At 75.8% G+C, this 14,066-nt stretch carries 12 protein-coding genes; 10 read left to right on the top strand and 2 right to left on the bottom strand.

What is annotated here, in order from left to right; genetic code table 11:
* On the top strand, positions 1-745 hold a 745-nt coding region (locus VGB14_10495; GenBank protein HEX9993346.1), incomplete at its 5' end, for a hypothetical protein.
* Positions 746-1,187: 442 nt separating this feature from the next.
* Here the strand turns inward: VGB14_10495 and VGB14_10500 are convergent.
* A complete protein-coding gene (locus VGB14_10500) occupies positions 1,188-3,437 on the bottom strand; it encodes a DEAD/DEAH box helicase (GenBank protein HEX9993347.1) in 2,250 nt (749 codons plus the stop codon).
* A 132-nt stretch (positions 3,438-3,569) separates the two neighbouring features.
* On the opposite strand from VGB14_10500, the gene VGB14_10505 reads away from it, so the two are divergent.
* The 4 genes from VGB14_10505 to nhaA all read left to right on the top strand — a co-directional run bounded on the left by VGB14_10505 (position 3,570) and on the right by nhaA (position 6,184).
* Positions 3,570-3,908, top strand: coding sequence for an STAS domain-containing protein (locus VGB14_10505; protein ID HEX9993348.1), 339 nt, complete (start codon positions 3,570-3,572; stop codon positions 3,906-3,908).
* 21 nt (positions 3,909-3,929) lie between these two features.
* Positions 3,930-4,373 carry an ATP-binding protein gene (locus tag VGB14_10510; GenBank protein ID HEX9993349.1) on the top strand — a complete coding sequence of 148 codons (444 nt, stop codon included), beginning with the start codon at positions 3,930-3,932 and terminating at the stop codon, positions 4,371-4,373.
* A complete protein-coding gene (locus VGB14_10515) occupies positions 4,370-4,870 on the top strand; it encodes a hypothetical protein (protein HEX9993350.1) in 501 nt (166 codons plus the stop codon). Before VGB14_10510 ends, VGB14_10515 begins: the two co-directional genes overlap by 4 nt.
* An 87-nt stretch (positions 4,871-4,957) precedes the next feature.
* Complete coding sequence (gene nhaA, locus VGB14_10520) at positions 4,958-6,184, top strand: Na+/H+ antiporter NhaA (protein HEX9993351.1); 1,227 nt, start codon at positions 4,958-4,960, stop codon at positions 6,182-6,184.
* On the opposite strand, the gene VGB14_10525 is transcribed toward nhaA, so the two are convergent.
* Positions 6,151-7,377 (bottom strand): acyl-CoA dehydrogenase family protein, encoded by a 1,227-nt coding sequence (locus VGB14_10525; GenBank protein ID HEX9993352.1) that lies wholly within the window; start codon positions 7,375-7,377, stop codon positions 6,151-6,153. The two genes, nhaA and VGB14_10525, sit on opposite strands and share 34 nt — an antisense overlap.
* Before the next feature lie 37 nt (positions 7,378-7,414).
* On the opposite strand from VGB14_10525, the gene VGB14_10530 reads away from it, so the two are divergent.
* From VGB14_10530 to VGB14_10550, 5 genes are all read left to right on the top strand, one after another.
* A complete protein-coding gene (locus tag VGB14_10530) occupies positions 7,415-8,095 on the top strand; it encodes a metal-dependent transcriptional regulator (protein ID HEX9993353.1) in 681 nt (226 codons plus the stop codon).
* Positions 8,095-10,836, top strand: coding sequence for a type I DNA topoisomerase (gene topA, locus VGB14_10535; protein HEX9993354.1), 2,742 nt, complete (start codon positions 8,095-8,097; stop codon positions 10,834-10,836). The genes VGB14_10530 and topA overlap by 1 nt, the downstream gene beginning before the upstream one ends.
* A gap of 69 nt (positions 10,837-10,905) precedes the next feature.
* Positions 10,906-12,378 carry an MFS transporter gene (locus VGB14_10540; protein ID HEX9993355.1) on the top strand — a complete coding sequence of 491 codons (1,473 nt, stop codon included), beginning with the start codon at positions 10,906-10,908 and terminating at the stop codon, positions 12,376-12,378.
* Positions 12,375-12,977 carry a dTMP kinase gene (gene tmk, locus VGB14_10545; protein ID HEX9993356.1) on the top strand — a complete coding sequence of 201 codons (603 nt, stop codon included), beginning with the start codon at positions 12,375-12,377 and terminating at the stop codon, positions 12,975-12,977. Before VGB14_10540 ends, tmk begins: the two co-directional genes overlap by 4 nt.
* Positions 12,974-14,062: a hypothetical protein gene (locus VGB14_10550; protein ID HEX9993357.1), complete on the top strand. Its 1,089-nt coding sequence runs from the start codon at positions 12,974-12,976 to the stop codon at positions 14,060-14,062. Before tmk ends, VGB14_10550 begins: the two co-directional genes overlap by 4 nt.
* Positions 14,063-14,066 lie beyond the last annotated feature (4 nt).

Consider the following 14,066-nt stretch of genomic DNA (forward strand, 5'->3'; position numbering starts at 1 on the left):
ACCGGTCGAGCTCACCTGGCGGCCGCCGGCCGACCCGCCGGCCGACTCGCTCGGGACCTACCGGGTCGAGCGCTCGGCCGACGGTGGGCCGTTCACGCCGGTGGCGACCACGCCGGCCGGGGCCACGTCGTGGCAGGACGACGACGCGGCCACGACGGGCGGCAGCTTCGCCTACCGGGTCGTCGCCCTCCGCAGCGGGCCGGGCGGCCAGCCCGTCGCCTCGTCGCCGTCTAGCCCGGCCGTCGCCCACGTCGCCGCCCCGCCCGCGGCCGGCGGCGACCCCGGGGATGGCGGCACCGGCGGCACCGGCGGCACCCCGGGGACCGGCGGCACGGGCGGCACCCCGGCGCCAGGGTGGAGCCCGGGTGGCAGCGGCGGCGGTGGCAGCGCACCGGCGTGGTCCGGCGGGCTCGACCTTCGGCCGCCCGGCGTCGCCTTCGGCGGCGGCACGCCGTCGACCGCCGGCTCGTCGCCTCTGACCCCGCCGACGACCGCGGACACTGGCTACCGCCCGACGCTCGACTACGGCGACGTGCGGGCCGGCGACCAGGCCGGCACGATCACCCGGGTGCCGGAGGTGGCAGCCCCGGTGTCGCGGTCGACGACCGAGACCGAGCGCTTCACGACGGAGACGGCCGCCCGCCGGGTCCTCCTGCCCGTCGCCGCGGCGATGGCCCTCCTCGTCGGCGCCGCCCAGCTGCTCCACCTCGCCCGCAAGGCCAAGGCGACCCCGCCACCGGCCTGAGGCAAGGCCCGCCCGGCGCGGCCGCCGCGCACCCCCGGCCAGCGCACCGTTCCCCGCTCCCGTCCCGACGGTCGCTACGCCACCGCGCCGAGGCCGGCCCTGCTCGTGCTGCCGCCGTCCACCGCCGACCAGCGGCCCGACGCCCGCTCGGCGACCGGCGCCGGAATCACCCGCCGGCGGCCAGCGCCGGACGGTCCGCCGGCCGTCGGCGCCGCCCGCCCGGCGACCGGCGCCCGAATCACCCGCCGGCGGCCAGCGCCCGGACGGTCCGCCGGCCGACGGCGCCGCCCGCCCGGCGACCGGCGCCCGAATCACCCGTCGGGGACCAGCGCCCGGACCAACCGCCGGCCGACGGCGCCGCCCGCCCGGCGACCGGCGCCCGAATCACCCGCCGGGGACCAGCGCCCGGACGGTCCGCCGGCCGACGGCAGCGCCGCCCTCGCTATCGCCCGAGCACCTCGGCCAGCAGGGCCGCCGCGCCCGCCTTGTCCAGGGGCTCGTTCCAGTTGCCGCACTTCGGGCTCTGCACGCACGACGGGCACCCCGTGCCGCACGGGCAGGCCCGGATCGCCTCCAGGGTGGCGGCGAGGTGGCGCTCGGCCGCCTCGTAGCCGAGCTCGGCGATCCCCGTGCCGCCCGGGTACCCGTCGTAGACGACGATCGTCGGCCGGCCCGTGTCCACCTGCCAGCACGTCGACACCCCGCCGACGTCCCAGCGGTCGCAGATCGTGAACAGCGGCAGCATCCCGATCCCGGCGTGCTCGGCGGCGTGCAGCGCGCCCGGCCACGCCGGCGGCGCCACCCCCGCCCGCGCCAGCACGTCCTCGTCGACCACGTACCAGAACGCCCTGGTCACCAGCGTGCTCGGCGGCAGCGACAGCTCCTGGGTGCCGAGCACCTCGCCGGTGAACGCGTCCTTCCGCTGGTACCCGGTCACCTGCGACGCGACCTGGATCGGCCCGAGCCCGACCGTCGCCCGCCCGACGGCCCGGGAGGCGTCGACGCCGAGGATGCGGATGTCGGTCTCCGTGCGGGCCAGCGTGTACTCGCCGCCGTCGCACGGCTCGACCCACGCCACCCGGTCGTCGAGGTCGAGGTCGGCGACCCGGTAGGCGGCCCCCTGGTGGAGGTACACGGCGCCGGGGTGGACGGTCTCGAACGCCCGGCCGGCGTCGCAGGTGCCGACGAGGGCGCCGTCGGCGAGCGCGATCCGGTACTCGGTGGACGACCCGCTGCGCAGGCCGATGCCGTGCGCCGGCCACCCCCGGCCGGCCCAGTACGCCCGCCGGTCCCGCACCCGCAGCCGCCCGTCGAGGGCCAGCCGGCGGACGCCGTCGTCGAGCACCTCCGGCCAGTACCGGGCGTCGGCGTGGGAGAGCGGCAGCTCGTAGGCGGCGCAGGCCAGGTGGGGGTCGGCGACGGTCGGGTTGGCCGGGTTGACGACGGCCGGCTCCGGCGGCCGGGTGAACAGCTCGGTCGGGTGGGCCATGAACCACTGGTCCAGCTGGTCCTCGCCGGCGACGAGGACGGCGAGCGACCGCTGCTGCTCGCGGCCCGCCCGCCCGGCCTGCTGCCACATCGACGCGATCGTCCCCGGGAACCCGTTCAGCACGCAGGCGTCGAGGCCGCCGACGTCGACGCCGAGCTCGAGCGCGGTCGTCGCCACGACGCCCCGCAGCCGGCCGGTGAACAGGTCGGCCTCGATGTCCCGCCGCTCGGCCGCGAGGTAGCCGCCCCGGTAGGGGCGAACGGTCTCCGCGTCAACGTCGGACGGCAGCCGCCGCCGCACGTCCGCCGCCACCACCTCCGTCCCCCGCCGGCTGCGGCAGAAGGCGATCGTGCGCCGCCCGGACGCCACCAGCTCGGCGACGAGGCCGGCCGTCTCGGCGTTGCCCGACGCCCGCACCCCGGCCACCTCGTCGACGAGCGGCGGGTTCCACAGGGCGACGAGGCGCTCGCCCCTCGGCGACCCGTCCTCCACGACCTCCTCGACGGGCAGCCCGCACAGCGCGGACGCCAGGGTGGCCGGCCGGCCGATGGTCGCCGAGCAGAACACGAACGTCGGGGCCGACCCGTAGTGCGCGCACAGCCGCCGCAGCCGGCGCAGCAGGTGGGCGACGTGGCTGCCGAAGATGCCCCGCAGCACGTGCAGCTCGTCGACGACGACGTAGCGGAGGCGGTGCAGGAACTCGGCCCACCGGCCGTGGTGGGGGAGCACGCCGACGTGCAGCATCTCCGGGTTGGTCAACACGGCGTTGGCGTGGCGCCGCACCCAGGTGCGGGCCTCGGGCGTGCAGTCGCCGTCGTAGGTGGCGGGGACGAGCCCGGGGACGTCGAAGGCGGCGAGCGCCCGCAGCTGGTCCTGGGCGAGCGCCTTGGTGGGGAACAGCAGCAGCGCCGTCCCGCCCGACACGGCCGCCTCGGCCACCGGTGCCTGGTAGCAGAGCGACTTCCCCGACGCCGTCCCGGTGGCGATGGCGACCGAGCGCGCCGACCGGGCCAGGTCGATGGCCGCCGCCTGGTGGGACCACAGCTCGGGGACGCCGAGGCGGGCGGCGACGGCGGCGGGGAGGGGCTTGGCCAGGCGGCCCGGCACCGCGGCGCACGCCGGCAGGCGCTCCAGGTGGACGAGGCGGCCGTCGTCGAGGAGGGCCAGCAGGTCGTCCAGCTCGGGCAGCGGGGCGAGGGCCATGGCCGCCGCGACTCTACGCGTCCCAACGGTGGAATTACACGGCCGTAGCCTGGAGGCGGTCCGGTTTCACGCTCGGAGGCGTCGGGTAGCGTGGGCGCGCCCCTGATCGGCCCGGCAGGAGGAGCCTCGAGGATGGATCTCGGTCTCGACGTCACCGAACGAGACGGCTGGGCGGTGCTCGCCGTCACCGGCGAGGTCGACGTCGCGACCGCGCCCCGGCTCCGCGAGCAGCTGGTCGGGCTGGTGACGGAAGGGCGTCACCGCATCGCCGTCGACCTCGAGGGCGTCGACTTCCTGGACTCCACCGGGCTCGGCGTCCTCGTGGGCGCGCTGAAGCGGGTGCGCACCCACGACGGCGAGCTCGCCCTCGTGTGCACCCAGCCCCGCATCCTGAAGGTCTTCGAGATCACCGGGCTCACGAAGGTCTTCCCGATGTACGGCACGGTCGACGAGGCCGTCTCGGCGGGTTGATCCGGACCCGCTGACGCCGACGTGGGCGACGTCGTCGAGCTCCTCGTCCCCGCCCGCGCCGAGTACCTCGCTCTCGTCCGCCTCGTCGTCTCCGCCGCCGTCGCCATCGACGCCGGCCTCTCGGAGAGCCGCATCGGCGACCTGAAGCTCGCCGTCTCCGAGGCGTGCACCAACGCCATGGAGGCGGCCAACCGCGCCGACGACGCCGAGCAGGTGCTCGTCCGCTGCTCGATCGACGACGAGCGGGTCGAGGTGCTCGTGCGGGACCGCGGGATGGGCTTCGACCCGGCGTCGCTGCGCCCGCACCCGCCGGTGACCGACCCGGCCAGGCTGGACTTCGAGCGGGGGCTCGGCATCCCGCTCATCCGGGCGCTGACCGACGAGGTGACGTTCGAGTCCTCCGAGAAGGGCACCGACGTCTGCCTGGTGCTCTACCTGGGCGAGCCGCCCGAAGGGCTCGGGTGACGGTGGAGGCGCTCGCCAAGCCGGCCGAGCTGCTGGCCCTCCACGACGTGACGGCGGAGCTGTTCACGATCCTGCGGCGGTGGTTCGGCGTGCCGGCCGAGGTGCGCCTCGACCTGTCGGAGGTCGACTCGGCGGTGGCCGAGCTGGGCGACCCGGTGATGATCGCCGCCCTCGCCATGCGCAAGCTCCAGGCCCTCCACCTGCTCGCCACCCCGGGCGTGCGGACGACGACGGACGTGGTCGTCACGATCGTGGGCGACCTGGAGCGGGCGCTGGTGCAGGCGCCGGCGATGCGGCTGAAGCTGGCCGCGGCGACCACGGACTGGGACGCCGCCCTGGCCGACCTGGCGAGCGGCGAGGCCGCGGAGGCGGCCCCCGACGAGCCCGGCGCCGCCGACCCCGAGGCCGACCGGTTCCGGCTCCTCCACACCCGCCTGCGCGACGCCGTCCGGGCCGTGCTCGAGGCCAGCGAGGGCCGCATCCGCCACTTCGAGTAGCCGGCCCAGCTCGACCGGGGCGCAACCCGCCGTCGCCCCGGGGAACGGGCCCGTGCCGGGCGGGTGGGCGGTACGCTGTCGGGCGGCGTGCCGGGAAGTCTGGTCGGCGACTCCACCATGGCCGCCTCCTCCCGCCCCCGCCCTGCGGTCGCCGTCGCCGCCGCCGCCCGCCGCTTCCTCGCCGTCGAGGCCGCCGGCGGCATCCTCCTCGTCGCCGCCACGGTCGCCGCCCTCGCCTGGGCGAACTCGCCCTGGCAGGCGTCCTACCTCGACCTCTGGTCGACCGAGGCGGCCGTCGACGTCGGCGGCACCGGCCTGTCCCTCGACCTCCGCCACTGGGTGAACGACGGCCTGATGGCGCTGTTCTTCCTCGTCGTCGGCCTGGAGATCCGCCGAGAGGCGACGTCCGGCGAGCTGCGCGACCGCAGGACGGTGGCCCTTCCCGTCGTGGCCGCCCTCGGCGGGATGGTCGTGCCCGCCGCCGTCTACGTCGCCGTCAACGCCGGCGGGCCGGGCGCCGCCGGGTGGGGGGTGCCGATGGCGACCGACATCGCCTTCGCCCTCGGCGTCGTCGCCCTCCTCGGGCGGCGGGTGCCGTCGTCCCTCCGCCTCCTCCTGCTGACGCTCGCCGTGGTCGACGACATCGGGGCGATCCTCGTGATCGCCGTCGTCTACACCGACCACCTGGAGCCGGCGTGGCTGCTGGCGGCGGCGGCCGGCGTGGTCGCCATGGTCGTCCTCCACCGGCTCGGCGTCCGGGGCGTGCCGTTCTACGTGGTGGCCGGCGTGCTCGTGTGGTTCGCCACCCACGAGTCGGGCGTCCACGCCACGATCGCCGGCGCCGTCCTCGGCCTCGTCACCCCAGCTCGCGAGGGGCAGCGGGTCGAGGAGGCGCTGCACCCGATCGCCTCCTACGTCGTCGTCCCGCTGTTCGCCCTGGCCAACGCCGGCGTGGTCGTCACCGCCGACGGGCTGGCCGACGCGGCCACCTCGGCCGTCACCCTCGGCGTGGTCGCCGGCCTCGTCCTCGGCAAGCTGGCCGGCGTGACCGGCGGCGCCTGGCTGGCCACCCGCCTCGGCGTCGCCACCCTGCCCGACGGCGTGCGGTGGCCGCAGGTCGCCGGCATCGGGGCCGTCGCCGGGATCGGCTTCACCGTCTCGTTGTTCGTGGCCGGCCTGGCCTTCGACGACCAGGCCCTCGCCGACCAGGCCGTGCTCGGGGTGCTGGCCGCGTCGGTGGTCGCCGCGCTGGTCGGGGCGGCGGTGCTCGCCGCGACCGGTCAGGACGAGGCGGCCGGCCCCTCGGGCTCGTAGCGCCGCAGCTCGCGCCGGGCGATCGTGCGGCGGTGCACCTCGTCGGGCCCGTCGGCCAGGCGGAGGGCCCGCTGCCAGGCCCACATGGCCGACAGCGGGAAGTCCTGCGACACGCCGCCGCCCCCGTGGGCCTGGATGGCCCGGTCGACCACCCGGAGGGCGACGTTCGGGCACACGACCTTGATCGCCGCGATCTCGACCCGCGCCCCCTTGGAACCGACCGTGTCGATCAGCCAGGCCGTCTTCAGCACGAGGAGGCGGGCCTGCTCGATCTCGATGCGGCTGTCGGCGATCCACTGCTGGATCACGCCCTGGTCGGCCAGCGGGGCGCCGAACGCCACCCGGTCCCGCACCCGCCGGCACATCAGCTCGAGCGCCCGCTCCGCCGTCCCGAGCGAGCGCATGCAGTGGTGGATGCGGCCGGGCCCGAGCCGGGCCTGGGCGATGGCGAACCCGCCGCCCTCCTCGCCGAGCAGGTTGGTCACCGGCACCCGCACGCCCTCGAAGGTGACCTCGCCGTGGCCCTCCTGGTCGGTGAAGCCGAACACCTCCAGGTTCCGGTGGACGGTCACGCCGGGCGTGTCCATGGGGACCAGCACCATCGACTGCTGGCGGTGGGGCGGCGCGTCCGGGTCGGTCCGGCCCATGAAGATGGCGACCTTCGTGCGCCGACGGAGCGCCCCGCTCGTCCACCACTTCCGGCCGTCGATCACGTACTCGTCGCCCTCGCGCCGGATCGAGGACCGGATGTTGGTGGCGTCGGAGCTCGCCACCTCCGGCTCGGTCATGGCGAAGCACGAGCGGATCTCGCCCTCGAGCAGCGGGTGGAGCCACTGCTCCTGCTGCTCGGGGGTGCCGAACATGGCGAGGATCTCCATGTTGCCGGTGTCGGGCGCGGAGCAGTTGATCGTCTCGGGGGCGATCCGGCTGCGGCCGGTCAGCTCGGCCAGCGGCGCGTACTCCAGGTTGGTGAGCCCCGCGCCGAGCTCCTCGTGGGGGAGGAACAGGTTCCACAGCCCCCGCCGCCTGGCCTCGGCCTTCAGCTCGTCCATGACCGGCGGCTCGCCGTGGGGGTCGCCGAGCTCGGCCAGCTGGGCGTCGTAGACCGGCTCGGCGGGGAACACCCGCTCCTCGAGGAACGCGCTCAACCGGTCGTGGTACTCGCGGGCGAGCGGCGAGGGTTCGAAGTCCACGACGGCCAACCCTAGGATGTTTCGACCGTTCAAAACCATGGACCCCGTCACCACCAAGTCCGAGCGTGAGGCGCTCAAGGCCATCTACCGGCTGACCCGGGACCGCCCGGCGGCCCAGACCGGCGCGCTCGCGGAGGCCCTCGGCCTCGTCCCCGGCACCGTCACGGTGACCGTGAAGCGGCTGGCCGAGCGGGGCCTCGTCGACCACCGCCCGTACCGGGGGGTGGAGCTGACCGGCGACGGGCGGGCGGCCGCGGTCGCCGCCATCCGCCGCCACCGGATCGTCGAGCGCTTCCTCGCCGACATGCTCGGCTACCCCTGGCAGGCGGCCGACCGGCTCGCCCCGTCCTTCGAGCACGACCTGCCCGAGGACGTGGTCGAGCGCCTCTACCTCGCCCTCGACCGGCCCACCGAGTGCCCGCACGGCTTCCCGATCCCCGAGCCGGAGATGGTCGACGTGCCCGAGCTGCCCCCGCTCTACGACCTCGAGCCGGGCGACCGGGCCGTCGTCGCCGTGCCGGGGTCGACCGACCCCGACGTCGTCGCCTTCCTCGACACGCTGGGCGTCCGCCCCGGCGTGCGGGTCGAGGTCAGGGAGAAGCACCCCTTCGACGGGCCGGTCGTCCTCCGGGTGGACGGCCAGGACCGCACCCTCGGGTCGAAGGTCGCCCACCAGGTGTTCGTCCGCAAGGAGGCCCGGCAGGAGATGATCGGTTAGTGGGAAAGCCCCTCGTCATCGTCGAGTCGCCCGCCAAGGCGCGGACCATCGCCCGCTTCCTCGGCGGCGACTACGTGGTGGAGTCCTCGATCGGCCACATCCGCGACCTGCCGCGCAACGCCGCCGACGTGCCGCCGGCCTACAAGGGCGAGGCGTGGGCCCGGCTCGGCGTCGACGTCGACAACGGGTTCAAGCCGCTCTACGTGGTGGCGAGGGAGAAGAAGGACCAGGTCCGCACGCTGAAGGCGAAGCTCAAGGACGCGAGCGAGCTGTACCTCGCGACCGACGAGGACCGCGAGGGCGAGGCCATCGCCTGGCACCTGCTCGAGGTGCTGAACCCCGGCACGCGGGTGCCGGTGCGGCGGATGGTGTTCCACGAGATCACCCCCCGGGCCATCCGCGAGGCCATCGAGCACCCCCGCGACCTCGACCGGCGGCTGGTCGACGCCCAGGAGGCCCGCCGGATCCTCGACCGCCTCTACGGCTACGAGGTCTCCCCGGTCCTCTGGAAGAAGGTCATGCCCCGGCTGTCGGCCGGCCGGGTGCAGAGCGTCGCCACCAGGGTGATCGTCGAGCGGGAGCGGGCCAGGATGCGGTTCAGGGCCGCCTCGTTCTGGGACGTCCAGGGCACGTTCGCCCCCGCCGAGGACCCGGCCGCGTCGTTCCCGGCGACCCTCGTCGCCCTCGACGGCACCCGCCTCGCCACCGGCAGGGACTTCGCCGAGACCGGGGAGCTGTCCAGGGGCGACGTCGTCGTCCTGGACGAGGCCGGGGCCACCGAGCTCGCCGCCGACCTGGACGGCGCGTCGTTCGCCGTCCGGTCCGTCGAGCGCAAGCCGTACCGGCGCTCGCCGTACGCGCCGTTCATGACGTCGACCCTCCAGCAGGAGGCGGGCCGCAAGCTGCGGTTCTCGTCGGCGAGGACCATGCAGGTCGCCCAGCGCCTCTACGAGAACGGCTACATCACCTACATGAGGACCGACAGCACCACGCTGTCGTCCACCGCCGTCGCCGCCGCCAGGGCCCAGATCACCGAGCGCTACGGGCCCGACTACCTGACGCCGTCGCCCCGCGTCTACACGACGAAGGTCAAGAACGCCCAGGAGGCCCACGAGGCCATCCGCCCGGCCGGTGACTCGTTCCGGGCGCCCGACGCCGTCGCCCGCGAGGTCGGCAGCGACGAGGCCAGGCTCTACGACCTGATCTGGAAGCGGACGGTGGCGTCGCAGATGGCCGACGCCAGGGGCGAGAGCGTGCAGGTCCGGCTGGGCGGCAGCGCCCGGTCGGGACGCGACGCCGAGTTCGCGGCGAGCGGCAAGACCATCGCCTTCCCGGGCTTCCTCCGCGCCTACGTCGAGGGCAGCGACGACCCCGACTCCGACCTCGAGGACCAGGAGCGGGTGCTGCCCGAGCTGTCCGAGGGCGACGCCCTCTACGCCGTCGAGCTGCGCCCCGAAGGGCACGCCACGAGCCCGCCGGCCCGCTTCACCGAGGCGTCGCTCGTCCGCCGCCTGGAGGAGCTCGGCGTCGGCCGCCCGTCCACCTACGCCTCGATCATCAGCACCATCCAGGACCGGGGCTACGTGTGGAAGAAGGGGTCGGCGCTGGTCCCGTCGTTCACCGCCTTCGCCGTCGTCACCCTGCTCGAGCGCCACTTCCCCGACCTCGTGGACTACGCGTTCACGGCCCGCATGGAGGACGACCTCGACGAGATCGCGCGGGGCGGCGAGGAGGCGGTGCCGTGGCTGGCCCGCTTCTACTTCGGCGACGGGGAGGGGGACCGGCGCCCGAAGGGCTTCGGCCTGCGCCAGCTCGTGTCCGACCACCTCGGCGACATCGACGCCAGGGCCGTCAACTCGATCCCGATCGGCACCGCCGAGGACGGGGAGGAGGTCGTCGCCCGCGTCGGCCGCTACGGGCCCTACCTCCAGAAGGGCGACACGACGGCGCCGCTGCCCGACGACCTGCCGCCCGACGAGCTGTCGGTCGACCGCGCCCTCGCGCTCCTCCAGGCGCCGAGCGGCGACCGGGTGCTCGGCACCGACCCGGCGTCCGGCCTCCCGGTCATCGCCCGCTCCGGCCGCTTCGGTCCCTTCGTGCAGCTGGGCGAGGCCGACGGCGACGCCAAGCCGAGGACGGCGTCGCTGTTCCAGGGCATGACCGTCGAGACCGTCTCCCTGGACGACGCCCTGCGCCTGCTCAGCCTGCCCCGCCTCGTCGGCGTGGACCCGTCGGACGGGCAGGAGATCGTCGCCACGAACGGCCGCTACGGGCCCTACCTGCGCAAGGGCGACGACAGCCGCAGCCTCGAGCGGGAGGACCAGCTGTTCACGGTCACCCTCGACGAGGCGCTCCGGCTGTTCGCCGAGCCCAAGCGCCGGCGGGGGGCCCGCTCCACCGCGGCCCTCCGGGAGCTGGGCGACGACCCCGTGTCGGGCCGGCCGGTGTCGGTCAAGGAGGGCCGGTTCGGGCCGTACGTGACCGACGGGGAGACGAACGCGTCGCTGCGCAAGGGCGACACGGTCGAGGGCATCACGATCGAGCGGGCGGCCGAGCTGCTCGCCGACCGGCGGGAACGCGCGGCCACGGCGCCGCCGAAGAAGGCGGCGGCCAAGAAGGCGGCCAAGAAGCCGGCCAAGAAGGCGTCGGCGGCCAAGAAGGCGTCGGGGAAGGCGTCGGCGGCGAAGAAGGCGTCGGCCGCGAAGCAGGGCGGCGCGTCCCGCCCGTCCCGCTCGGGCTGACCCCCCGGCCCGTGCCCGCCCCCGTCCCGGTCGCCGCCCCCGGCGGGACCGTCTCCTAACCTGGCCTCCGTGGCGGAGCCTCGCCGCCAGCCCGCCGACGATGCCGGAGGCGAGCCGCTGCCCCCGGCCGACTTCGTGTTCGCGCCCAGCGTGCCGACGGTGCCGACCCGGAGGGTCCGCCACGACCGGCCCGGCCTGCACGTCCGCCTGTTCGGGTCGCGGATGTACTTCCGGCTCTGGCTGGCCCAGGTCGTGTCGTCGTTCGGCGACTGGATCGGGTTCCTCGCCATCGCCGCCCTGGCCGCCCGCATCGGCGACGACTCGGCCGGCGCCGCGGTCGGCCTCGTCATGTCGGCCAGGATCGTCCCCGGCTTCTTCTTCGCCGCCGCGGCCGGCGTGCTCGTCGACCGCTGGGACCGCAAGAAGGTCATGGTCATCTGCGACATCGGCCGGGGGGCGGTGCTCGCCACCCTGCCGTTCGTCGACACCATCCCCGGCCTGGTGCTGGCCTCGCTGGTGCTCGAGATCTTCACCCTGCTGTGGTCGCCGGCCAAGGAGGCGTCGGTCCCCAACCTCGTCCCCGCCGACCACCTCACCACCGCCAACTCGCTGTCGCTCGTGGCCGCCTACGGCAGCTTCCCGTTCGCGTCGGCGTTCTTCGCCCTGCTGGCCAAGGTGGCCGAGTGGGTGTCGTCGGTCGACGCCCTCGACGTGCTGCGCCCCGAGCAGCTGTCGATCGCCTTCTACGTCGACGCCTGCACGTTCCTGCTGTCGGCGTGCCTGATCGGCACGCTCGACCTGCCGAGGACGAGGCGGGCCCGCCAGCGCCGGGCGCCGGCCGAGCACCGGCGGGCCGAGGTGGGCCGGGCCGTCGGCGAGCTCAAGGAGGGGTGGCGGTTCATCTTCATCAGCCCGGTGGTGCGGTCGGTGATGCTCGGCCTCGGCACCGGGCTGATCGGCGGCGGGATGCTGGTGCCCCTCGGGCCCGTCTTCTCCACCCAGGTGCTGCACGCCGGCGACGCCGGGTTCGGGCTGTTCGTCACCGCCCTCGGGCTCGGCGTGGCCGTCGGCATCGCCCTGCTGTCGGCCGTCCAGAAGCGCCTGCCCAAGGCCGGCGTGTTCACCGCCGCCGTGCTCATGGCCGGCGTGTCGCTCCTGGTCGCCTCGTCGCTGAACACCCTCGCCCTCGCCGCGCTGTTCGTCGCCGTCCTCGGCGTGTGCGCCGGGGCCGTCTACGTGCTGGGGTTCACGATCCTCCACGAGAACGTGGAGGACGAGCTGCGGGGCCGGATCTTCAGCACCCTCTACACGCTGGTCCGGCTGTGCGTGCTGCTGGCCTTCGCCGTCGGGCCGCTGCTGGCCGAGCTGCTCGGCGACGTGTCCGACGCCCTGTTCGACGGCCGCATCGACCTGCTCGGCGTGTCCGTCGCCGTCCCCGGCGTGCGGCTGACGCTGTGGCTCGCCGGCGTGATCATCCTCGCCGCCGGCGGGCTGTCGTACCGGTCGCTCCAGGCCGAGCGGCGCCGGGAGCCGGTCGGGTGACGGCCCGGTTCGTCGCCTTCGAGGGGGGCGACCGCAGCGGGAAGTCGACCCAGGCGGCGCTGCTCGCCGACCACCTCGGCGCCGTGCTGACCCGGGAGCCGGGCGGCACGGCGTTCGGGCGCCGGGTGCGGGACGTGCTGCTCGACCCGGCTACGGGCGCCGTCGACGCCAGGGCCGAGGCGCTCCTCGTCGCCGCCGACCGGGCCCACCACGTCGCCACCGTCGTCCGCCCGGCGCTGGCCGAGGGCCGCCACGTGGTGACCGACCGCTACGTCGGCTCGTCGCTCGCCTACCAGGGCTACGGGCGGGGCCTCGACGTCGAGGACGTGCGGCGGGTGTCGGAGTGGGCGACGGGCGGGCTGGCGCCCGACCTCGTCGTGCTGCTCGACGTGCCGGTGGCGGTGGCAGGCGCCCGCGACGGCTCGCCCGACCGCTTCGAGGCCGAGGCCGCCGCCTTCCACACGAGGGTGGCCGAGGGCTACCGCCGGCTGGCCGCCGCCGACGACCGGTGGGTGGTGGTCGACGGCACCCGCCCGGTGGACGAGGTCGCCGCCGCCGTCCGGGCCGCCGTCGCCGCCCGGCTGGGGGTCCCGGCGTGACCGCCGGCGGGCCGGCCGCCGAGCGGCTGGACGCGGCGTGGGCCGCGGTCGTCGGGCAGGCCCGCCCCGTCGCCGTGCTGCGCTCGGCCGCCCGCCGGCCGGTGCACGCCTACCTCCTGGTCGGCCCGACCGGGGTCGGCACCCGCGCCGCGGCCAGGGCGTTCGCCGCCGAGGTGCTGGCCGCCGCCGCGCCGCCGGGCGGCGAGGAGCGGGCCGTCGCCCTCGCCCTGGCCGAGACCCACCCCGACCTCGTCGTGGTGGAGCGCCAGGGGGCGAGGATCAGCGCCGACGAGGCGCGAGAGGTCGTCGCCCTCTCGGCCAGGAGCCCGGTCGAGGGCGCCCGCAAGGTCATCCTCGTGGTCGACGTCCACCTCGTCGACGTGTTCGCCGCCATCCTGCTGAAGGCCGTGGAGGAGCCGCCGCCGTCGACCGTGTTCGTGCTGCTGGCCGAGGAGGTCCCGCCCGAGCTGGTGACGATCGCCTCCCGGTCGGTGCGCGTCGACTTCGGGCCGGTCGCCCCCGGCCTCGTCGCCGCCGCGCTGGCCGCCGAGGGCGTGGACCGCGAGGCCGCCGAGGTGGCCGCCGCCGCGGCCGGGGGCGACCTCGACCGGGCCCGCCTGCTCGCCACCGACCCCGAGCTGGCCGCCCGCCGCCACGCCTGGTGGACGGTGCCCGAGCGGCTCGACGGCACCGGCCGGGCCGTGGCCGAGCTGGCGGCCGAGCTGCGGGCGCTGATCGACCGGGCCACCGAGCCGCTGGAGGCCCGCCAGGCCGCGGAGGTGGCCGAGCTGGCCGAGCAGGCGGCCCGCTACGGGACGCGGCCGCCGAGCGCGAGGGACCTCGAGGCCCGGCACCGGCGGGAGGTGCGCCGGCTGCGGACCGACGAGGTGCGGGCCGGGCTCGGCGTCGTCGGCGAGCGGTACCGCCGGGCGCTGGTCGACGCGGCCCGGCCGGCGCCGCTGGTCGAGGCCGTCGAGCGGCTCGAGGCGACCGCCGCCGCGCTCATCCGCAACCCTTCGGAGGGGCTCCTGCTCGAGGCCCTCCTGCTCGACCTGCCGCCGCTCGCGGGTACCCCGGTAGGGTAGGGGT

Source organism: Acidimicrobiales bacterium (assembly GCA_036399815.1).
In the GTDB taxonomy this organism is placed as follows: domain Bacteria; phylum Actinomycetota; class Acidimicrobiia; order Acidimicrobiales; family DASWMK01; genus DASWMK01.

What these genes read in the sequence shown, in the direction of transcription:
- VGB14_10500 (HEX9993347.1), bottom strand. Translation starts at nt 3,437, where the DNA reads ATGGCCCTCGCCCCGCTGCCCGAGCTGGACGACCTGCTGGCCCTCCTC.
- VGB14_10505 (HEX9993348.1), top strand. Translation starts at nt 3,570, where the DNA reads ATGGATCTCGGTCTCGACGTCACCGAACGAGACGGCTGGGCGGTGCTC.
- VGB14_10530 (HEX9993353.1), top strand. Translation starts at nt 7,415, where the DNA reads ATGGACCCCGTCACCACCAAGTCCGAGCGTGAGGCGCTCAAGGCCATC.